We start from the raw sequence: 19,403 nt of genomic DNA, 5'->3' as shown, positions 1-19,403 counted from the left end.
GACGAGTGGGCGGATACCATAAACGACCCCGAGAAGCTCGCCCGGTTCGTGTCCTTCGTGTACGCCCCGGACACCCCGGACCCGGTCGGCGGCCGCGGCGAAGGCCACGGCCGTGAGCAGGGCCGCGCCGGCCAGCGGCAGCAGCGGAAGCGGTGCGCGGCCGGTCCGCGAACCGGTGACCAGGCCGCTGACCGCGGCCTGCGCCGGGGAGCCGGTGAGCACCACCGCCAGCAGCGCGCCCAGCAGCATCGCGGGCACCGCGCGGCCGGTGGAGCGCAACAGCGGACGGTTGGTGAGCGCGCCGACGGCCGCGCCGAGCAGCGCGCAGGTGAGCGTGGCCGGCAGTCCGGCCACGCCCGCCCGCGGCAGGGGCACGCGGACCTGGTGCCCGGTGCTCGCCGGATCGCTGATCAGCGTCACCACCACGGTCGCCACCACGCCGAGCGCCACCGACGCGAGCAGCGCGGTCAGCAGACAGGCGAGGTGCGCCCGGACGGGGCCGCGGGCGGCGGCGACACAGGCGCGGGCCGCGTCCGGCTCGCCGGTGACACAGATCCGCACCAGCCAGGCGGCCACCGGGAGCAGACCGGCGGCCGTGTAGCCGAGCGAGTCGAGGACGGGCTGGCCGCTCTGCACGCCGATCCCGAGGAACGCGGCGTACAGGATCACCGGCGGCAGCCAGCGCTGGGAGCGCAGCAGCAGGTCGGCCTGGTAGCGCAGAAGTGCGGTCATGGGCGGTTTCCGGGGTTCGGTACGGGGTCGTCGGGGGGCGGGGTGACGCTCACCACGTGCCAGGGCGGGCGGGCCGTGAGCAGGGTGTGCAGGACGATGTCGGAGTGGGAGGCGGCGACGCCGAGGCGGTAGGTGCCGGGAGCGGTCTCCTCGGCACAGGCAGCGGTCCGGGCCGCGTCGGGCGGCAGCTGCCCGCCGGCCGGTCCGCGCACGGTGACGAGGGTGAGCGGTCCCGCCGGTGAACTCCCGGAGTCCGTACGGAGCTCGAGACCGCCGTCGAGCACGGTGTACGTCGCGTCCGGCGCCCCGGCCAGCCGGCGCGGGTCGTGGTCGACGAAGACCACGGCGCCCCCGGCGGCGGTCCGCTCGGCCACCGCCCGCTCCAGCTCGGCGCGCGCCGCCGCGTCCAGGCCGGTCCACGCCTCGTCCAGCACCAGCAGCTCCGGCTCGCCGAGCAGGGCCTGCGCGACGGCCACCTTCTGGCTGCTGCCCTTCGACAGCTGCGCCATGGGCGTACCGGCGTGGGCCCCGGCGCCGAAGCGCTCCAGCCAGGTTCCTGCGGCGCGTTGTGCCGTCCGGCGGCTCAGGCCGTGCACCGTGCCGAGGCGGGTGAGATAGCCGAGGGTGGTGAAGGGGAGGGCCGAGGGGAAGCGTTCCGGTACGTACGCCGTGCGGGGGCGGCCGGTGACGCGGCCCTCCGTCGGCGCGTCGAGGCGGGCGAGGAGGCGGAGCAGGGTGGACTTTCCGGTGCCGTTCGCTCCTTCTATGCGGGTGAGGGTTCCGGGGGTGACGGTGAGGTCGACGCCTCGTAACACCCAGGGGCCGCGGATGCCGTAGCGGCGGCCTACCGCGGTCAGTCGCAGGTCACGTTGCATGAGGGTATTTTGGTCCGCTCTCGCCGTCGGGCTTGATCAGCTTGTCCGTCTGCAGGACGCCGGTGGCTGGTCGCGCAGTTCTGCGCGCCCCTTAAGGTTGGCTGGTGTGACCCATGTTTCAGCCTCGCCCGGAGACAGTCCCTTCACCTCCGAGCGCAATCCGCGCGACGAAGCCCCCCAGTTCGTGCTGCCCCTCGTCGTGCGGATCGAGAAGAGCGCGCCGCCGGCGCGTACCGACGCTCTGGAGACGGCCGCGCGGGCGGTGCTGGCGCTGCTCGGGGACGAGCGGGCGCACGGGGACGGCGCGTGGGCCGAGGCGGTGCGGAGCTGGGAGGACGCGCGGATCCGCAAGGTCGTGCGGCGGGCCCGGGGCGCCGAGTGGCGGCGGACCGAGGCGCTGCCCGGGATCACGGTGACCGGCAAGTCCGCGGAGGTACGGGTGTTCCCGCCGGTCCCGCTCGACGGCTGGCCCAAGGACCTGGCCAAGCTCCAGGTGTCCGGCACCGACCTGGACGACCCGGAGCCGCCCGCCGCCGCCGACCCGGCCCAGCCGGTGCTGTGGCTGAACCCCGAGCTGGAGATGTCGGCCGGGAAGGCGATGGCGCAGGCGGGGCACGGTGCACAGCTGGCCTGGTGGGCGCTGTCCGGCGCGGAGCGCGCCGCCTGGCGGGACGCGGGCTTCGCACTGGCCGTCCGTACGGCCGGCCCCGCCGACTGGGCACGGCTGACCCGCAGCGGGCTGCCGCTGGTCCGGGACGCCGGCTTCACGGAGATCGCGCCGGGCAGCTGCACGGTCGTCGCCGACCACCCGGCGCTGCGCTAGGAGGGGCCGATGACGCGGGTCGACGGACGGGTCGAGCGGGGCAACCGCACCCGCCGGCTGGTGCTGCGCCGCACGGTGGACATCGCCTCGGTCGAGGGCCTGGAGGCGCTCACCGTCGGCCGTCTCGCCGCCGAGCTGGAGCTGAGCAAGAGCGGGGTGTTCGCGCTGTTCGGCTCCAAACAGGAACTGCAGCTGGCCACCGTGCGGGAGGCGGCGCGGATCTACACCGAGCGGGTGCTCCGGCCCGCCGCCGAGACCCCGCCCGGCCTCGGCCGGGTGTGGCGGCTGTGCGAGCTGTGGCTGGAGTACTCGCGCAGCCGGGTGTTCCCGGGCGGCTGCTTCTTCTACGGCGCCATGGCCGAGTTCGACGCGCGGACGGGGCCCGTGCACGACGCCGTGGTCCGTGCGCAGCGCGACTGGTCGGCGCATGTCGAGCGCACCATCGAGGAGGCCCGTACGGCGGGTGAGCTGCGCGCCGGCGCCGATGTCGGGCAACTCGCCTTCGAGCTCGTCGCGTTGCTGGAGACGGCGAACGCCCTGTCGGTGCTGCACGACGAGGAGAGCGCGTACGGCAGGGCACGGGTGGCCATCGCGGAGCGGCTGCGCGGTGCGGCCGCGGACGGTGTCCCGTTCCCCCAATTCTCCTGATATTTCGCCCAGTTGGGGGTCGGCATGGCCGTGAAAAAGAATAAGCACGTCCGTTCGCTTTGTTTTATGCTCGGCTCATGACTCTGACCGGAGCGGACTTCGTCGAACTCGACCGGATCGCCGTCCAGGAGGCGGTGCGCGTCGTGGACCTGGCCACGGACGCGGACTGGGCCCGGGACACCCCCTGCGCGGGCTGGACCCTGCGGCAGCTCGTCGCGCACATGACCGCACAGCACCTCGGGTTCGCCGCCGCGGCGCGCGGAAGGGGGCGGGAGGCGGAGCACTGGCGGGAGCCGGAGGACAGGGGCGAGCCCGCGCGGGTACATCGGTCGGCCGCGGCCACGGTCCTCGCGGCCTTCGCCGAACCGGGCGTCACGCAACGGGAGTTCGCGCTGCCGGAGCTGGGCGGTGACTTCCCGGGCGACCGGGCGGTCAGCTTCCACTTCATCGACTACGTCGTCCACGCCTGGGACGCAGCCGCCGCCCTCGGCATCACCGTGCAACTCCCCGAGCATGTGCTCGCCGCCGCGCTCGCCGTGGCCCGTCGGGTGCCGACCGACCCCTCCCGGCGCGGCCCGGGCTTCGCCTTCGCCCCGGCGCTGGAGGCATCCGAGGGCGCCGGCCCGCTGGAGGAGGCGCTGCGTCTGCTGGGGCGCGCTCCGGAGCGGTGGCCGGTCCGGGGCTGAAGCTCAAATGTTGCTCTGAACACGCCGGCAAGGCGGTTCGGGTCCGGCCGCCCGGGCCATACCCCCTCCATTCGAAGGAGGGGAGGAGCCATGCGGCGACTGGGCACCGGGATCGGCTGGCGGCCGGAGATCGCGGACGCCGTGGAGCGCATGCCGGGCGTCGACTGGGTGGAGGTCGTGGCGGAGAACGTCTGCCCCGGCCACCTTCCCGAGTCGCTGCTGCGGCTGCGCGAGCGCGGCGTGACCGTGATCCCGCACGGCGTCTCCCTCGGCCTCGGCGGCGCCGACCGCCCCGAGGAGTCAAGGCTGACGGCGCTCGCCGAGCGGGCGGAGGCCCTCGGCTCGCCCCTGGTCACCGAGCACATCGCGTTCGTCCGCGCGGGCGGCCCGCTCACCGCCTCCCCGTGTCTGGAGGCCGGGCACCTGCTGCCGGTGCCGCGCACCAGGGACGCCCTGGACGTGCTCTGCGAGAACGTGCGCATCGCGCAGGACGCCCTTCCCGTGCCGCTGGCCCTGGAGAACATCGCCGCGCTGTTCTCCTGGCCGGGCGAGGAGCTGACCGAGGGACAGTTCCTGTCCGAGCTGGTCGAGCGCACCGGCGTACGGCTGCTGATCGACGTGGCCAACCTGCACACCAACCACGTCAACCGGGGCGAGGACCCGGCCGAGGCGCTGGTCGCGCTGCCCGTGGAGGCGATCGCCTACGTCCATGTCGCGGGCGGCTTCGAGCGGGACGGCGTCTGGCACGACAGCCACGCCCACCCCGTGCCGCGCCCGGTGCTCGACATCCTGACCGACCTCGCCTCCCGCACCGCACCGCCCGGAGTCCTCCTGGAGCGGGACGAGAACTTCCCCGAACCGGCCGAACTGGAGCGGGAGTTGACGGTGATCCGGGACGCGGTGACGGCGGGGCGCAACCGGGCCGACAGCGGTACGGCGGCTCATGCGTGCGGTTGCGCGGCAGGCGGGGGTGTCGCCGTCCTGGCGCGGCCGACGGTCCGTGCGCGGGAGCGGCTCGCTGTCGCCCAGGCCGCCGTACTGTCCGCACTGGTGGCCGGAACGCCGGTGCCCGAGGGGTTCGACCGGGTGCGGATGGGGGTGCAGGCGCGGGCCCTCGCCTCGAAGAGGGCGGAGGTGGTCGCGAAGGTGGCGCCGGAGCTGCCGGTCATTCTCGGCGACGGGTACCGGGCGGCGTTCCTGGAGTACGCCCGGGTGCGGCCGATGACGGGGGGCTACCGCCGGGACGCCCTGGACTTCGCCGGGCACCTGCTCGGGTCCGGGCGCCCGGAGGACGCGGATGCCCGGCGGCGGCTCCGGGAGTGGTGGCTGGACCGGGCGGGCCCGAGCCCGAGGTCCGGAGGCGGGAGGCTGGCTCGGGCGGCGCGGAAGGTACTGCTCCGGGGGGCGTGACGGGTCGCCCGGGGTCATGACCGAGCGGGGGTCGGCCGCTCACAGGGGCGCGGGGTGGTAGCGATGTGCGGCTCCGCGCATGCGCGCGACCAGCCACATCGCACCCGCAGCCGCCCACGCACCGCACCCCGGGGCGTCCATGCGTTACCCGCCCGAGCCCCGCAGCCACCGAACGCGGCCGAGTAATATGCCGCCCGCACCCACCACCCATGCACAGTCGCGTGCGGTGCGCTACAGGAGGCGTCATGCGACCCCGACCCCCGATCAAGGGCCGAGGCATATTCAGTGGCACAGGCCTCGTCATCGCGGCCCTCGCGGCGACCGCGGCGGCGCTGCTGTGCCCGCTCTGGTTCTACGCCGACCGCCCGGGCCCGGCGGCCGGTGCGACCGTCCTGAGCGCCCAGACCGTGACGACCCCCTACGGCCCCCTGTCCGCACAGGACCGGGACTTCATCACCAGGGTCCGGCTGGCGGGGCTGTGGCAGCTGCCCGCCGGCGAGCTGGCGGAGCGCACGGGGACCACGGAGGCCGTCCGCACGGCGGGCCGGCACCTGGTCGACGGGCTCACCTCGCTGGACGCCCATGTCCGCACCGTCGCCGGCCAGCTCGGCATCCCCCTGCCCAACGAGCCGGACGAACAGCAGCAGCAGTGGCTCGACACCCTGAAGACGGCGCAGGGGCAGGACTTCGACCGCCGGTTCGCCGGCATCGTGCGCCTCGCCCACGGCCGGATCTTCACGCTGGTCGCCCAGGTCCGGGCCGGCACCCAGAACTCCCTGGTCCGCGATCTCGCCGACGACGCGAACGCGACCTTCCTGGATCACATCAAGGTGGTGGAGGCGACCGGGTACGTCGACTTCGGCACGCTCGCGCGGGAGCTGGCCTCCTCGCCCACCCCCGTACCGACCCCTGCGGCCGTCGACCCGAGTGCCGCCGTGCCGGTCGCCCCGTCGCCGGCCGAGTCGTACTCCCTGCCGCCCGCCACCACCAGCCCGCCGCCGCCGGCAAGCAGCTCCTGACCTGGGCGGCAAACGGAACGTCACAGACCGCTAACACTGTGTCCGGATGATGAACAGGGCATGGCGTTCACCCAGGCCTCTGGCATAGAAACACGTCATGTTCTGGGTCCTTCTCCTGCTTCTGGCCTGGGCTTTCGCCGGTACGGCGTGCACCCGGCTCTGCGTGGCGGCCGTCCGCGCGGCAGCCCTGGACGCGGATGCCGCGACGGCGGACCGGGAGCACCATCTGACGCTGTACGAGGCGGCCTTCCTCTCCGGCGGCCCGGCCCGGGTCGCCGATGTGACGATGGTCTCCATGGCCCGCCAGCGGCGCCTGCTGCTCGCGCACACCGGCTGGGCCACGGTCGTGGACCCCGAGGGGCGCGACGAGATGGAGCGGTCCGTCATAGGGGCGATAGGTCCGGAGGGGCAGTCGCGCATCGCACCCGCGCGGGCTCGGGCGGCCGGCGCCGACGCGGTACGGCGCCTGGCCGACCGGCTGGAGCGCGCCGGCCTCGCCGTTCCCGACGGCGCGGGTACGACCGTGGGCGCCGCCGTCCGCCAGGTGCGCGCCGCCGCGCTGACGGTGGCGGTGCTGGCGGTGACCGCGCTGCTGCTGCCCATCCAGACCGGTACGCCGCGGCTGCTGGTCGGAGTGTGGTTCGCCCTGCCCCTCACGCTGTGCCTGAGCTGCCTCGCCATCGCCCGGTTCGAGGTGCATCCCTACTCGCGCTGGGCCTCCCCGGCCGGGCAGCGGCTGCTCGGCGCGCTGGTGCGCAGGCCCGCGGCCGACGAGCGGTCGTTTCTCACCTCGGTCGCCGTACGCGGGATCCGGGCGATCGGCGAGCCGCAGCTGCGCGCCGCCTTCACCCACCGCGACCAGCCCTGGCGGGAGTGAGGGCCTCTTCGAGGGGCGCATAGGGGGCATTGGCGCCGACACCGGCCGGGTGGTGCTTGCCTTCGCAGAGAGCCGAACGAAATATCCCTTCTGTTGTCGCCGGGCCATGGCAGCCATGCCATCGCCGCCTCCGCACCGAAGGGATACGCGATGAGAGCTGCCGCTCTGTACTCGGCCGCCGGGTCCTTGCTTCTGACCACCCTGGCCGCCGCACCGGCGGGCGGGGCGGCCGGCGCGCCCGCTGCCTCCGGCACGGCCGAGCTGCGCGGCACCGAGGTGGCCGTGGCCCGCGCCCGGGCGGCGGGCATCGACTTCGGCGCGTGTTCCCCGGCCGACGTGCCGAAGGCACCGAGCAGCATGCGGTGCGGCACGGTGACCGTCCCCCTCGACTACGCCCACCCGGACGGCACACAGATCAAGCTGACCGTCAGCCGGATCACGGCGACGCACAAGGACCCGCACAACAGCAAGCGGAAGGTCCCCCGGCAGGGCGCCCTCGTCTACAACCCGGGCGGCCCGGGCGGGTCCAGCATGTTGTTCCCACTGGTCGGCGCGGTCCCGCAGTGGCAGCGGATCGCCGCCGCCTACGACCTGGTCGGCTACTCCCCACGCGGCGTGGGCCGCTCCGCGCCGCTGTCCTGCGAGGACCCCAAGAGCTTCGTCAAGGGGCCCACCGCGTCACCGGCGCACCCGTCGGAGGCGTACAAACGGCAGCGCATCGCCCAGGCCAAGGCGTACGCCCGCGGCTGCGCCCGGCGCTCCGGCGGCAAGCTGCGCTACTACACCTCGCTGAACAACTCCCGGGACCTGGACGTGCTGCGGGCCGCGCTGGGCGAGGACCGGCTGACGTTCATGGGAGCGTCGTACGGCACCTACTTCGGCGCGCTGTACGCGGCGATGTTCCCCTCGCACGTACGGCGCATGGTGCTGGACTCGGCGGTGGACCCCGCCCCGGAGAAGATCTGGTACCGGAACAACCTCGACCAGTCGGCGGCGTTCGAGGAGCGCTGGGCGGACTTCCGGGACTGGATCGCCCGCCACGACGACGTCTACAAGCTCGGTGACACCCCCGGGAAGGTGCAGCGCAGCTACGACAGCGCGCGCGAGCGGCTGGCCGGGAAGGCGGCCGGCGGGAAGGTCGGTCCCGGCCAGTTGCAGGGCGCGTTCCTGCAGGCCGGGTACAACGACACGTACTGGCCCAGCCGCGCCGAGGCGCTGTCGGCCTATCTGCACGGCGACGCGAAGCCGCTGGTCCGGCTGGCCGCGCCGAGCGCGGCGGGGGCCGCGGAGGCGGAGAACATCAACGCGGTCTACACGGCGGTGGAGTGCAACGACGCGCCCTGGCCGACGGACTGGAAGGTGTGGGACCGGGACAACACCCGGCTCGCCCGGGTGGCGCCGTTCGAGACCTGGGACAACGCGTGGATGAACCTGCCCTGCGCCTACTGGCCGGCGCCCCGGCAGCGGCCCCTGGACGTGCGGACGGGGCGGGGCGAACTGCCGCCGGTCCTGATCCTTGCGGCCGAGCGGGACGCGGCGACGCCGTACCCGGGGGCGCTGGAGATGAACCGGCGGCTGGCCGGCTCGGTGCTGGTGACCGAGCGGGACGCGGGGACGCACGGCATCGGGGGCGGGCCCAACCAGTGCGTCAACGGTCACCTCGACGCGTACTTGCTGGAGGGCCGTGTTGCCGGGCGGCGCGCGTCGTGCGCGCCGCACCGGTTGCCTCCGGCGGTCGGGCCGACGAAGGAGTCCCCGCGAGGCTCTGTGAAGAGCGGCCGGCGCTGAGTGCCCCGACCGGGGCGCCACGCCATTGGGGTGCCACGCCATGACGTCGCGCCCCTTGCGGGGCGCTTCAGGCCAGGCCCGCCACCAGGTCGCCGATGTCCTTGCGGCGGCCCGTGAAGAACGGGATCTCCTCGCGGACGTGCATGCGGGCCTCGGAGCCGCGCAGGTGGCGCATGAGGTCGACGATGCGGTGCAGGTCGTCGGCCTCGAAGGCGAGGATCCACTCGTAGTCGCCGAGGGAGAACGAGGCGACCGTGTTGGCGCGCACGTCCGGGTAGCCGCGGGCCATCTTGCCGTGGTCGGCGAGCATGCGGCGGCGGTCCTCGTCGGGCAGCAGATACCAGTCGTAGGAGCGCACGAACGGGTAGACGCTGACGTAGTTGCGGGGGGTCTCGTCGGCGAGGAACGCCGGGATGTGCGAGCGGTTGAACTCCGCCGGGCGGTGCAGCGCCATGTTCGACCACACCGGCGTGAGGGCGCGGCCCAGCTTGGTGCGGCGGAAGAGGTTGTACGCCTCCTGCAGCTGGTCGCTGGTCTCGGCGTGCCACCAGATCATGAGGTCGGCGTCGGCGCGCAGGCCGGAGAGGTCGTAGGTGCCGCGGATCGTCACGTCCTTGGCGGCGAGCTGGTCGAACAGCTCCTGGACCTCGTCGGCGTAACCCGCGCGGTCCTCCGGCAGTACGTCCTTGAGCTTGAAGACCGACCAGAGGGTGTAGCGGATGACCTCGTTGAGGTCCTTGGCCAGCTTGCCCTTGTTCGGGATCCTGCCGGACTCGGTGGTGGGGGCGTCGTCACTCATGGTTCCTATTCTCCCGCTCCGCCGTGGAGGCTCTGCACCGGGTTGGCCGTAAGCTCCCGGATTCCGCTCAGGTCGCCGTCGAGCTGGTCGACGGCCGCGTACGCGCTCGCGATGCACGCCGGGACGCCGACGCCGTCGTACTGCGCGCCGCACACCGCGAGGCCCGGCAGCTTGGCGACGTGCTCGCGGATGCGGGCCACGCGCGCGTGATGCCCGACCGGGTACTGCGGCAGGCCGTCGGTCCAGCGGGTGACCCGGGTCTCGAGGGGCACGGCGTCCAGGCCGGTGGCCTCGCGCAGGTCGTGCCGGGAGACCTCGACCAGGGCGGCGTCGTCCCGCTGGAGGATCTCCGTCTCGCCGTGGCGGCCCACGGAGGTGCGCAGCACGAGCACGTCCGGGTCCTCCTCCGCGATCCACCCCCACTTCTGGGAGGCGAAGGTCGAGGCCTTGATGGTGCGGCCGTCGACGGGGGGCACGAGGAAACCGCTGCCTTCCGGCAGGTTCAGGTCCGCGCGCCGGTAGGCGAGGGTGACCAGCGCCATCGAGGCGTACTCGACGGCGGCGAGCTCGGCCGCGGCGGCGGGGGCCTCGGCGCGCAGGAGGCCGGCGGCCGCACCGGCCGGGACGGCGAGGACGACCGCGTCCGCGTACAGCACGCGGTCCCCGGCGACGACGCGCCATGGCGCGTGCGGGCCCTCGGACGCGCGCGCGGTGCTCGGCTCCGCCGTGCCGCCCCGGCGCAGTTCCCGCACCGGCGTGCCGGTCAGAATCTCTCCGCCACGCGCGCGCACCGACTCCGCGACCGCGAGCGGCAGGGTGCCCACGCCGCCCTCGATGCCCATGAAGACCGGCCCGGTCTGCTGGTTCGCGGACGCCTTGGCCTGGATCTCGCGGACGCCCTCGGTGAGGGAGGTGTGGGTGCGGGCGGCCTGGAAGAGCTGCGGGACGGCCGAGCGCATCGAGATGCGGTACGCGTCGCCCGCGTACACCCCGCCGAGCAGGGGCTCGACCAGGCGGTCGACGACCTCGCGGCCGAGGCGCGCGGCCACGTACTCCCCGACGGCCACGTCGTCGCCGATCTCGGTGCGCGGCAGGTCGGCGTCGCGCTCGATGCGGGCCAGGCCCTCCTCGGAGAGCACGCCGGAGAGCGCGGCGGCGGCGCCGGGGACGCCCATCACATGGCCCTTGGGCATGGGGCGCAGGGCACCGCGGGTCCAGATCGAGGCGGTCGCGGTGGCCGGCGGCTGGAGCCGCTCGGTCAGGCCGGCCTCGCGGGCGAGGGTCACGGCCTCGGGGCGGCGGGCGAGCATCGACTCGGCGCCCAGGTCGACCCGCACGCCCGCGATCTCGCCGGGCAGCAGCTTGCCTCCGACCCGGCCGGCGGCCTCCAGCACGGTCACGCGCGCGCCCCGCCCGAGCAGCCGGTGGGCGGCGGCCAGCCCGGCGATACCGGCTCCGATGACGACGACATGCCCCGTGCGTGCACCCGTTGCGTTCATGTCCCCCACTCTCTCAGACGCCACTGACACTCCCGCCAGGGCCGGAGGTCCTGCGCACCGGGGGCCGTCGGCCGAACGTTCCGGCACGTCCGGGCGTCGTAGGGACGTCACCGGCAGCCGAGCCCTCGGGGGTAGCGCCCATGCGCACATCACGTTCCGCACGACCCGCACGCCCTGCCAGGGCCCTGGCGGGGATCCTGCTCGCCGCCTCCCTCGCCCTCGCCGGATGCGGCGCCGCGGACCACTCGGGCGGCGGTGCCTCGGCGAAGTCCGCGGCGAACGGCGCCGACGCCGGACCGGGCACGGCCGACAGTGCCGGGCCGGCGGCACCCAGGACACCGCGGCTCACCCAGAACGCGATCATCCGCACCGCGTCCCTCACCCTCCGGGTGAAGGACGTGCCCACGGCCCTGGACCGGGCCCGTGCCACCGCCGAGGACGCGGGCGGCTACGTCGGCAAGGAGAGCACCAGCCGGGACGCCGACGGCCAGGAGCACACCCGGGTCGTGCTGCGCGTACCCGGCGCGAAGTACGACGAGGTGCTCGCCGGGCTCCAGGGAGCGGGCCGGCTGATCAGCCGCACGGCCCAGGCGGAGGACGCCACCGACCAGGTGGTGGACGTCGGCAGCCGCGTCAGGTCGCAGCGGGCCAGCGTCGACCGGATCCGCACGCTGATGGCCCGGGCGACCAAGCTGAGCGATGTCGTCTCCCTGGAGGGAGAGTTGAGCAGCCGTCAGGCCGACCTGGAGGCGCTGCTGGCCCGGCAGGCATCGCTGAAGGACCGCACGAGCCTCGCCACCATCACGCTGTCGCTGTCCGGGACGCCGGCGAAGAAGGCGGCCGGTGACGGCTCCCCCGGCGTGGTGGACGCCCTGTCCGGCGGCTGGCGCGTGTTCGTGACCATGGTGCGCTGGATCGTCCTCGCGCTCGGCGCCGCCCTGCCGTTCGCGGCGTGCGCGGCGCTGCTGACGCTGCTGTGGCTGCGGGTCGTACGGCCCCGGCTGCCGCGCCGGCGGGAGTCCGCGCCCGCGATGACCGCGCTGGGCCCGCTGCCGTCGGCCCGCCCGGCGCCGGAACCTGCCGGGGAACGGCCGGACCGGGACTGAAATGCCCACGCCCCGTAGCGTGTTCCCATGAGCATGAGCGACGGGCGGGGCGGGACGGAACGACTGGTCGTGATCGGCGGCGACGCCGCGGGCATGTCCGCGGCGTCACAGGCACGCCGGCTGAAGGGGCCCGACGAACTGGAGATCGTGGCCTTCGAACGCGGCCACTTCACCTCCTTCTCGGCGTGCGGCATCCCGTACTGGGTGGGCGGCGACGTCCCCGAACGCGACGACCTGATCGCCCGCACGCCCGAGGAGCACCGGGCGCGCGCCATCGATCTGCGGCTGCGCACCGAGGTCATGGAGATCGACGTGGCCGGACAGCGGGTACGCGCGCGTGACGTCGATTCCGGCGCCGAGTCCTGGACGTCGTACGACAAACTCGTCATCGCGACCGGCGCGCGACCGGTCCGCCCCGGCCTGCCCGGCGCGGACGCCCCCGGGGTGCACGGCGTGCAGACCCTGGACGACGGCCAGGCCCTGCTGGACACGCTGGCACGCACGCGTGGCCGCAGGGCGGTCGTCGTCGGCGCCGGCTACATCGGCGTGGAGATGGCGGAGGCGCTGATCAACCGGGGCTTCGAGGTGACGGTCGTCAACCGCGGCAAGGAGCCCATGTCGACGCTCGACGCCGACATGGGCCGCCTGGTGCACCGGGCCATGGAGGGCCTCGGCATCACGATGGTGAACGACGCCGAGGTCACCAAGATCCTCACCGGAGAGGACGGCCGGGCCCGCGCGGTGGTCACGGAGGACGCCGAGTTCCCGGCGGACGTGGTGGTCCTCGGCATCGGTGTCCGTCCGGAGACCGCCCTCGCCAAGGCCGCGGGCCTCCCCCTCGGCGCCCACGGGGGCCTGCTCACCGACCTCGCGATGCGGGTGCGCGGCCACGGGAACATCTGGGCGGGCGGCGACTGCGTGGAGGTGCTGAACCTGGTCTCCGGCCAGGACCAGTACGTCCCGCTCGGCACCCACGCCAACAAGCACGGCCAGGTCATCGGCACCAACGCCGGCGGCGGTTACGCCACCTTCCCGGGCGTGGTCGGCACGGCGGTCAGCAAGGTCTGCGACCTGGAGATCGCCCGCACCGGTCTGCGCGAGAAGGACGCCGACCGGGTGGGCCTGCGGTACGAGACGGTCACCATCGAGTCGACCAGCCGCGCCGGTTACTACCCGGGCGCCTCCCCGATGACGGTCAAGATGCTCGCCGAACGCCGCACGGGCCGACTGCTCGGCGTCCAGATCGTCGGCAGGGAGGGTGCGGCGAAACGGGTCGACATCGCCGCGGTGGCGCTGACCGCGCGGATGACGGTGGAACAGATGACGGCCCTGGACCTGGGTTACGCCCCGCCCTTCTCCCCGGTGTGGGACCCGGTGCTGGTGGCGGCGAGAAAGGCGGTGGCGAGGGTACGCGCTTCCTAGGCCGTTCCGCTGATGCGCGGCAGCGCGGACACGGCCGCCGTCGGCTGCTCCGCGGCGGGCTTCGCGTGTGTGGCGGTCGGCCGGGCGGACCGGAGCCGGTAGCTCACCGCCTCGTCCAGGGTCACCGGCCGCTGCATCTGCGAGGCGAGCCGACCGGCCTCCTGGCCGAGCCGTGCGACATCCTCCCAGGGGAGTCGTACCACCAGAGACAGCTCGGCCTCTCCATCGGGCAGAGCATGCATCGCCGAAACCTGCGGAGCGTTCGTCATCGCCTGTCCTCACGTCGGTTGAGAACAGATACGGACATCCGCCCGGCGCCGTTCACCGGTTCGCCCGCCGGATCCCGGGCAGTACTTCTGTGTGGTCATCCCCGTCCATGACGTGAACCCGGTGCGCCGCACCCCCTGGGTGACGTACGCCCTCATCGCAGCGAACGTCCTGGTGTTCGTCAGCACGCCCGGCATAGCCGGTTCCGTGGCCGGCGGCAGCGACCTGGCGCAGTTGTGCCATCTGCAGGCCTTCATGGACCACTACGCGGCGGTCCCCAGAGAGCTGATCCACCACCGGATACCCGGCCTGGTCCCGACGGGCGGCGTCGGCGTGGGCCCGCAAGGCCCGGGCTGTGTCGTGGGACCGCCGCACTACCACAAGTCGCCGCCGCTGTCGGTCTTCACGGCGATGTTCCTGCACGGCAGCTGGCTGCACCTGCTCGGAAACATGCTCTTCCTGCTGATCTTCGGCAACAACGTCGAGGACCGGATGGGCCACATCCGCTTCTTCCTCTTCTACGTCGTCTGCGGTTACGCGGCGGGATACGGTTTCGCGCTGCTCAACGACACCTCGGGCGACCCGCTGATCGGCGCGTCCGGCGCGATCGCGGGCGTGCTCGGCGCCTATATCGTGCTGTGGCCGAGGGCACGGGTGTGGGTCCTCGTGCCGTTCCTGGTCTTCCTGCCGCTCCGGCTGCCCGCCTGGCTGGTGCTGGGCTTCTGGTTCGCGCTGCAGGCGGTGTACTCGTCCGGGCACGCGGTCACCGGCGCCGGAACCGTGGCGTACGCGGCGCACGTGGTCGGCTTCCTGGCCGGCATGCTGCTCGCCTGGCCGCTCAAGCCCGGCACGCCGCCCCCTCCGGAGACGCGCGGCCTGCTGTTCGGCAGGCGGGCGCGGCCCCGTTACACGTGGTGAGTCAGCGCGCGGTCGCGGTGTGGACGTAGTCCACGAGCCGGGTCAGCGCGTCCGGGTCGGTGTTCGGCATGACGCCGTGGCCCAGGTTGAAGACATGGCCCTCAAGACCGGCGGCCGCGTCCAGCACCTCGCGGGCCTTGGTCTCCACGGTGTCCTTGTCGGTGAACAGGACCGTCGGGTCGAGGTTGCCCTGGAGCGCCTTGCCGGGGCCGACGCGGCGCTGCGCCTCGTCCAGCGGGACGCGCCAGTCGACACCGACGACGTCCGCGCCGGCCTCGCCCATGAGCTTCAGCAGCTCACCGGAGCCGACACCGAAGTGGATGCGCGGGACGCCGTAGCCGGAGACGGCCTCGAAGACCTTCGCGGAGGCGGGCATGACCGAGCGCCGGTAGTCCGCCGGGGCGAGGGCGCCGACCCAGGAGTCGAAGAGCTGGACCGCGCTCGCGCCGGCCTCGATCTGCACCTTGAGGAAGGCGGCCGTGATGTCGGCCAGGCGGTCCAGCAGGTCGGCCCAGAGCTCGGGGTCGCCGTACATCATCGCCTTGGCGTTCTCGAACGTGCGCGAGGGACCGCCCTCGACCAGGTAGCTCGCGAGGGTGAAAGGCGCGCCGGCGAAACCGATCAGCGGGGTCGCGCCCAGCTCCTTGGTGAGCAGGCCGATCGCCTCGGTGACGTAGGGGACGTCCTCGGGGGTGAGGTCGCGCAGCCGGGCCAGGTCGGCGCGGGTGCGGATGGGGTCGTCGACGACCGGGCCGACGCCCGGCTTGATGTCGAGGCCGAGGCCGATCGCCTTCAGCGGGACGACGATGTCGCTGTAGTAGATCGCCGCGTCCACGTGGTGCCGGCGCACCGGCTGCAGCGTGATCTCGGTGACCAGTTCGGGCCGCGTGCAGGACTCGAGCATGGGGATGCCCTCGCGCACCTTGAGGTACTCGGGCAGGGAGCGGCCGGCCTGGCGCATGAACCACACCGGGGTGTGCGGCACGGGTTCGCGCCTGCACGCCTTGAGGAAGGCGCTGTCGTACGTCGCTGTCGGCTGCATGCTGGTGTTGGCGGTCACGGGGCAAGTTTCGCATGCCGCGGGATCGGGCCCCCGCCCGGTGTCAGGGTCGCCGGTGCACGGCACGACTGCCCGCGGCCACCTGCTGTGTCTTGCCCTGCACAAAGCCGCGGTTCCCCTTACTCTTCCCCGCATGGCTGCGGCTCACGGACGAATGTCGGACAGCGCTGACGGATTGGACGACGTGAAGGACACCGAGGAGGCGGACCGGCGTTCCGGTACTCCGGACCCGCCGGTTTTCCGGGCCGCGGTCGACGCCCTGCGCAGCAGCCGGCTGCGGCCGCAGGTCGAGGTGGAACCCACGCCCGCCCCGCAGCGGCTCGCCCCGTACGCCTACGCGCTGGAGGCCGTGGTGATCGACGGCGAGCAGGAACTGGCCGACGGACGGCTGGTGCTGCTGCACGACCCGGCGGGGCACGACGCCTGGCGCGGGACCTTCCGCCTGGTGACGCTGGTGCGCGCGGAGCTGGAGGCGGAGATGGCCGCCGATCCGCTGCTGCCCGAGGTGTGCTGGTCGTGGCTGACCGGGGCGCTGCAGGCGCGGGGGCTCGGTTACGGCGAGCCGAGCGGGACGATCACGCGCGCGAGCTCGCACTACTTCGGCGGGCTGGCCGAGCGTCCGGCGGCCTCGCAGATCGAGATCCGGGCGTCCTGGACGCCCCGCGAAGGGCTCGGCGGGGTGCCGGACACGGCCTCCCATCTGGCCTCCTGGTGCGATCTGCTGGCCCAGGTCGCGGGGCTGCCGCCGGCCGGTCCGGGCGACGCCTCGGTGGTGACGCTGCCACAGCGCAGGGGCCCGCAGTCACGGTGAGCGAACCGGTCGGACCGGGGTTTCATCCGCACGGGCGCCTTATTGACCATCTCTTTGTCGATACGGCCACTTTCCGTCCCCGAATCGCATCGGCTTGAACCGACTCGATCTTCCGATGATCGATCGCGCGTCCGAATTGCACAGATTGTTACTCACTAGATCGTGATCATTCTCTAAAGGCGGACGAGTTTGCTGCCGAAGACGACTGTGACCTTGAAAGCACGGTTCGTCCCGGCTTCTTCCCCACAAGCCGGCCCCGTCCCCCCACCCAGGAGGCCTGGTGTCCGTTCTCCTCGAGCAGCCCGCAAGCCTGGTCGCCTACCGCCCGAACAAGCCGACCGCCATGGTGGTCGTGGCCGACCCGCGCGTCCGTTCCACCGTCACCCGCCATCTGTGGGCGCTCGGCGTGCGCGATGTCATCGAAGCCTCGTCCATCGCGGAGGCTCGTCCCCGCATCGGCAACCCGCGCGACATCTGTGTCGCCGACGTCCACCTGCCCGACGGCTCCGGCCTGACCCTGCTGTCCGAGACCCGCGCCGCGGGCTGGCCCAACGGGCTGGCGCTGTCCGCGGCCGACGACATCGGGGCGGTGCGCAACGCGCTGGCGGGCGGGGTCAAGGGGTACGTCGTCACCGGCACCCGCACCAACCTCGGCCTGCCCTCCCGGCCCGGCGCCGCTCCCCTCGGCGCCGCCCGGATGCACCGCCGCCCCCCGGGTGCCCCGAGCCACCCGGGCGGCTACCGCGAGCTGTCCGGCCGCGAGGTCGAGGTGCTGCGGCTGGTCGCGGAGGGCCAGTCGAACAAGGCGATCGGCGTCTCCATGGGCCTGTCCGCCCTGACCGTCAAGAGCCACCTCGCCCGTATCGCCCGCAAGCTGGGCACGGGCGACCGGGCCGGCATGGTGGCCGTGGCGCTGCGCACGGGGATCATCCACTGAGCCGGCCGGAGCAGCGGACGGTTCACTCACGTGAACCGCGTCTTTCACCGGCCTGACTGGTTTACGACCCTCCGGCGCCCGTCGACGGAACGTTCCGAGACGGGCGCCGGCGCCACAACGAATAACAATAAAAGTGTACCACCCCCCAGAAAACCCCCCATCAACCCCCCATTAAATTTATACCCCCCCCCCGCCCCCCTCCCATTAAACTACCCCCCCCGGCCCCCCGTCGACACACGGATACCCTTGACAGGTGACCGACGCCCAAGACACCGCAGCAGACAGCTCCCTGCGCACCACCGGAGGCACTCCTCCGGACGACGCCGGATCTTCTGTGATGGGGGCGCCGACACCGCTGCTGGAACCGCGTGAGGGCATTCCGCCCGTCGTCGCCGACGAGGCCGCGCTCGCCGAGGTGGTCGCCGCCTTCGCCGGGGGCTCCGGCCCCGTCGCCGTCGACGCTGAGCGCGCCTCCGGCTACCGCTACGGCCAGCGCGCCTACCTGGTGCAGCTGCGCCGCGAGGGTGCCGGGACGGCGCTGATCGACCCCGTGGCCTGCCCCGACCTGTCCGGGCTCGGCGTGGCGCTGTCCGGCGTCGAGTGGGTGCTGCACGCCGCCACCCAGGACCTGCCCTGCCTGCGCGACATAGGCATGGTCCCGGCCCGGCTCTTCGACACCGAGCTGGCCGGCCGGCTCGCCGGGTTCCCGCGGGTCGGCCTCGGCGCCATGGTCGAGAACGTGCTCGGCTTCGTCCTGGAGAAGGGCCACTCCGCCGTCGACTGGTCGACCCGGCCGCTCCCCGATCCGTGGCTCAGGTATGCCGCGCTCGACGTGGAACTCCTCGTCGACCTGCGCGACGCCCTGGAGAAGGAACTGGACCGGCAGGGCAAGCTGGAGTGGGCCCTGCAGGAGTTCGACTCGATCGCGGCCGCGCCGCCGGCCGAGCCGCGGAAGGACCCGTGGCGCCGTACGTCCGGGATGCACAAGGTACGCAGGCGCCGGCAGCTCGGTGTCGTGCGGGAGCTGTGGGAGACGCGGGACCGGATCGCGCAGCGGCGGGACGTCTCGCCGGGCAAGGTCCTCAGTGACGCCGCCATCGTGGAGGCGGCGCTCGCACTTCCGGCCAACGTCCACGCGCTCGCGATGCTGAACGGGTTCGGGCACCGGATGGGTCGGCGGCAGCTGGAGCAGTGGCAGGCGGCGGTCGACCGGGCCAAGGCCCTGCCGGACTCGGCGCTGCCGCAGCCGGGTCAGCCCGTGACCGGGCCTCCGCCGCCGCGGGCCTGGGCCGACAAGGATCCCGCCGCCGCGGCCCGGCTGTCCGCGGCCCGGGCGGGAATCACCGCCCTTGCCGAGCGGCTCAACATGCCGCAGGAGAATCTGGTGTCCCCGGACACGGTGCGGCGGATCTGCTGGGAGCCGCCGAAGGCGGTCGACGCCGCGTCGGTCGAGACCGCGCTGGCCGGATACGGTGCGCGGGCCTGGCAGGTGGAGCTGGTGACGCCGGTCCTGGTGTCGGCACTGTCGGCGAAGGGGGCCTAGCCGCCGTAGACGTCGCCCGGTCGCTCCTCGCGTGAAGCCGGGTGGCGGAAGCGGAACAGGGACGTCGAGATCACGCCAAGATCCTGGGACGGCATGTACGGGTGAGGAAGGGGAAGCGGCGAGTCGGCGGCGTGTGACGTTCACCGCTCCCCCCACCAGGACTGTGCAGCTACGTTACTCATA

The 19,403-nt window shown here is 73.3% G+C and carries 19 protein-coding genes; 13 read left to right on the top strand and 6 right to left on the bottom strand.

Annotation, left to right across the window (positions count from 1 at the left end):
• Positions 1 to 732: hypothetical protein (locus tag ABT288_RS28000; RefSeq protein ID WP_502972841.1), on the bottom strand; the 732-nt coding region annotated here is incomplete at its 3' end.
• Positions 729 to 1,607 (bottom strand): ATP-binding cassette domain-containing protein, encoded by an 879-nt coding sequence (locus ABT288_RS27995; protein ID WP_351613189.1) that lies wholly within the window; start codon positions 1,605 to 1,607, stop codon positions 729 to 731. The genes ABT288_RS28000 and ABT288_RS27995, both read right to left, overlap by 4 nt.
• Positions 1,608 to 1,713: 106 nt before the next feature.
• Between ABT288_RS27995 and ABT288_RS27990 the strand changes: the two genes are divergently transcribed.
• From ABT288_RS27990 to ABT288_RS27960, 7 genes are all read left to right on the top strand, one after another.
• The gene (locus ABT288_RS27990) at positions 1,714 to 2,430 is read left to right on the top strand and encodes an aminoacyl-tRNA hydrolase (RefSeq protein ID WP_351613186.1); all 717 of its coding nucleotides are present in this window, start codon (positions 1,714 to 1,716) and stop codon (positions 2,428 to 2,430) included.
• Between the two features lie 9 nt (positions 2,431 to 2,439).
• On the top strand, positions 2,440 to 3,078 hold the full coding sequence (locus ABT288_RS27985) for a TetR/AcrR family transcriptional regulator (RefSeq protein ID WP_351613183.1): 639 nt from the start codon (positions 2,440 to 2,442) through the stop codon (positions 3,076 to 3,078).
• Between the two features lie 77 nt (positions 3,079 to 3,155).
• Positions 3,156 to 3,764, top strand: a complete 609-nt coding sequence (locus tag ABT288_RS27980) for a TIGR03086 family metal-binding protein (protein ID WP_351613180.1) — start codon at positions 3,156 to 3,158, stop codon at positions 3,762 to 3,764.
• Positions 3,765 to 3,854: 90 nt separating this feature from the next.
• Positions 3,855 to 5,174 carry an MbnB/TglH/ChrH family RiPP precursor modification enzyme gene (locus tag ABT288_RS27975; protein ID WP_351613177.1) on the top strand — a complete coding sequence of 440 codons (1,320 nt, stop codon included), beginning with the start codon at positions 3,855 to 3,857 and terminating at the stop codon, positions 5,172 to 5,174.
• Positions 5,175 to 5,419: 245 nt separating this feature from the next.
• Entirely contained in the window at positions 5,420 to 6,193 is a 774-nt protein-coding gene (locus ABT288_RS27970) for a DUF4142 domain-containing protein (protein ID WP_351613174.1), read from the top strand.
• 97 nt (positions 6,194 to 6,290) lie between these two features.
• Positions 6,291 to 7,070 carry a TIGR04222 domain-containing membrane protein gene (locus ABT288_RS27965; protein ID WP_351613172.1) on the top strand — a complete coding sequence of 260 codons (780 nt, stop codon included), beginning with the start codon at positions 6,291 to 6,293 and terminating at the stop codon, positions 7,068 to 7,070.
• Positions 7,071 to 7,220: 150 nt separating this feature from the next.
• On the top strand, positions 7,221 to 8,858 hold the full coding sequence (locus ABT288_RS27960; protein WP_351613169.1) for an alpha/beta hydrolase: 1,638 nt from the start codon (positions 7,221 to 7,223) through the stop codon (positions 8,856 to 8,858).
• Positions 8,859 to 8,925: 67 nt separating this feature from the next.
• Here ABT288_RS27960 and hemQ read toward each other — a convergent pair whose 3' ends face one another.
• Positions 8,926 to 9,657, bottom strand: a complete 732-nt coding sequence (hemQ, locus tag ABT288_RS27955) for a hydrogen peroxide-dependent heme synthase (RefSeq protein ID WP_351613166.1) — start codon at positions 9,655 to 9,657, stop codon at positions 8,926 to 8,928.
• A 5-nt stretch (positions 9,658 to 9,662) separates the two neighbouring features.
• Positions 9,663 to 11,156 carry a protoporphyrinogen oxidase gene (gene hemG / locus ABT288_RS27950; RefSeq protein WP_351613163.1) on the bottom strand — a complete coding sequence of 498 codons (1,494 nt, stop codon included), beginning with the start codon at positions 11,154 to 11,156 and terminating at the stop codon, positions 9,663 to 9,665.
• Between the two features lie 140 nt (positions 11,157 to 11,296).
• Here hemG and ABT288_RS27945 point away from each other — a divergent pair, with 140 nt between their 5' ends.
• Positions 11,297 to 12,262, top strand: coding sequence for a DUF4349 domain-containing protein (locus ABT288_RS27945; protein ID WP_351613160.1), 966 nt, complete (start codon positions 11,297 to 11,299; stop codon positions 12,260 to 12,262).
• Positions 12,263 to 12,289: 27 nt separating this feature from the next.
• The gene (locus tag ABT288_RS27940) at positions 12,290 to 13,684 is read left to right on the top strand and encodes an FAD-dependent oxidoreductase (protein WP_351613157.1); all 1,395 of its coding nucleotides are present in this window, start codon (positions 12,290 to 12,292) and stop codon (positions 13,682 to 13,684) included.
• Here ABT288_RS27940 and ABT288_RS27935 read toward each other — a convergent pair.
• Complete coding sequence (locus ABT288_RS27935) at positions 13,681 to 13,953, bottom strand: hypothetical protein (protein ID WP_351613154.1); 273 nt, start codon at positions 13,951 to 13,953, stop codon at positions 13,681 to 13,683. The genes ABT288_RS27940 and ABT288_RS27935 overlap by 4 nt on opposite strands.
• A 91-nt stretch (positions 13,954 to 14,044) precedes the next feature.
• On the opposite strand from ABT288_RS27935, the gene ABT288_RS27930 reads away from it, so the two are divergent.
• Positions 14,045 to 14,869 (top strand): rhomboid family intramembrane serine protease, encoded by an 825-nt coding sequence (locus tag ABT288_RS27930; RefSeq protein WP_351613151.1) that lies wholly within the window; start codon positions 14,045 to 14,047, stop codon positions 14,867 to 14,869.
• A 1-nt stretch (position 14,870) separates the two neighbouring features.
• Here the strand turns inward: ABT288_RS27930 and hemE are convergent, their stop codons facing one another.
• Complete coding sequence (gene hemE, locus ABT288_RS27925; protein WP_451335919.1) at positions 14,871 to 15,911, bottom strand: uroporphyrinogen decarboxylase; 1,041 nt, start codon at positions 15,909 to 15,911, stop codon at positions 14,871 to 14,873.
• 151 nt (positions 15,912 to 16,062) lie between these two features.
• Here hemE and ABT288_RS27920 point away from each other — a divergent pair, with 151 nt between their 5' ends.
• From ABT288_RS27920 to ABT288_RS27910, 3 genes are all read left to right on the top strand, one after another.
• Positions 16,063 to 16,740, top strand: a complete 678-nt coding sequence (locus tag ABT288_RS27920; RefSeq protein WP_351613146.1) for a DUF3000 domain-containing protein — start codon at positions 16,063 to 16,065, stop codon at positions 16,738 to 16,740.
• A 280-nt stretch (positions 16,741 to 17,020) separates the two neighbouring features.
• A complete protein-coding gene (locus tag ABT288_RS27915; RefSeq protein ID WP_351613144.1) occupies positions 17,021 to 17,677 on the top strand; it encodes a LuxR C-terminal-related transcriptional regulator in 657 nt (218 codons plus the stop codon).
• Positions 17,678 to 17,930: 253 nt separating this feature from the next.
• Complete coding sequence (locus ABT288_RS27910) at positions 17,931 to 19,220, top strand: ribonuclease D (RefSeq protein WP_351613142.1); 1,290 nt, start codon at positions 17,931 to 17,933, stop codon at positions 19,218 to 19,220.
• The last annotated feature ends 183 nt before the right edge of the window (positions 19,221 to 19,403 follow it).

The sequence above is a fragment of the Streptomyces sp. NPDC001093 genome (genome assembly GCF_040298985.1).
In the GTDB taxonomy this organism is placed as follows: Bacteria; Actinomycetota; Actinomycetes; order Streptomycetales; family Streptomycetaceae; genus Streptomyces.
Note: the sequence above shows the minus strand (reverse complement) of the source record. Positions and strands in the feature narration are given on the sequence as shown.

Bases quoted from the DNA above. Each gene is read 5' to 3' on its own strand.
- ABT288_RS27995 (WP_351613189.1), bottom strand. From the start codon at position 1,607: ATGCAACGTGACCTGCGACTGACCGCGGTAGGCCGCCGCTACGGCATC.
- ABT288_RS27985 (WP_351613183.1), top strand. From the start codon at position 2,440: ATGACGCGGGTCGACGGACGGGTCGAGCGGGGCAACCGCACCCGCCGG.
- ABT288_RS27980 (WP_351613180.1), top strand. From the start codon at position 3,156: ATGACTCTGACCGGAGCGGACTTCGTCGAACTCGACCGGATCGCCGTC.
- ABT288_RS27975 (WP_351613177.1), top strand. From the start codon at position 3,855: ATGCGGCGACTGGGCACCGGGATCGGCTGGCGGCCGGAGATCGCGGAC.
- ABT288_RS27970 (WP_351613174.1), top strand. From the start codon at position 5,420: ATGCGACCCCGACCCCCGATCAAGGGCCGAGGCATATTCAGTGGCACA.
- ABT288_RS27965 (WP_351613172.1), top strand. From the start codon at position 6,291: ATGTTCTGGGTCCTTCTCCTGCTTCTGGCCTGGGCTTTCGCCGGTACG.
- ABT288_RS27960 (WP_351613169.1), top strand. From the start codon at position 7,221: ATGAGAGCTGCCGCTCTGTACTCGGCCGCCGGGTCCTTGCTTCTGACC.
- hemQ (WP_351613166.1), bottom strand. From the start codon at position 9,657: ATGAGTGACGACGCCCCCACCACCGAGTCCGGCAGGATCCCGAACAAG.
- hemG (WP_351613163.1), bottom strand. From the start codon at position 11,156: ATGAACGCAACGGGTGCACGCACGGGGCATGTCGTCGTCATCGGAGCC.
- ABT288_RS27945 (WP_351613160.1), top strand. From the start codon at position 11,297: ATGCGCACATCACGTTCCGCACGACCCGCACGCCCTGCCAGGGCCCTG.
- ABT288_RS27940 (WP_351613157.1), top strand. From the start codon at position 12,290: ATGAGCATGAGCGACGGGCGGGGCGGGACGGAACGACTGGTCGTGATC.
- ABT288_RS27935 (WP_351613154.1), bottom strand. From the start codon at position 13,953: ATGACGAACGCTCCGCAGGTTTCGGCGATGCATGCTCTGCCCGATGGA.
- hemE (WP_451335919.1), bottom strand. From the start codon at position 15,911: ATGCAGCCGACAGCGACGTACGACAGCGCCTTCCTCAAGGCGTGCAGG.
- ABT288_RS27920 (WP_351613146.1), top strand. From the start codon at position 16,063: ATGGCTGCGGCTCACGGACGAATGTCGGACAGCGCTGACGGATTGGAC.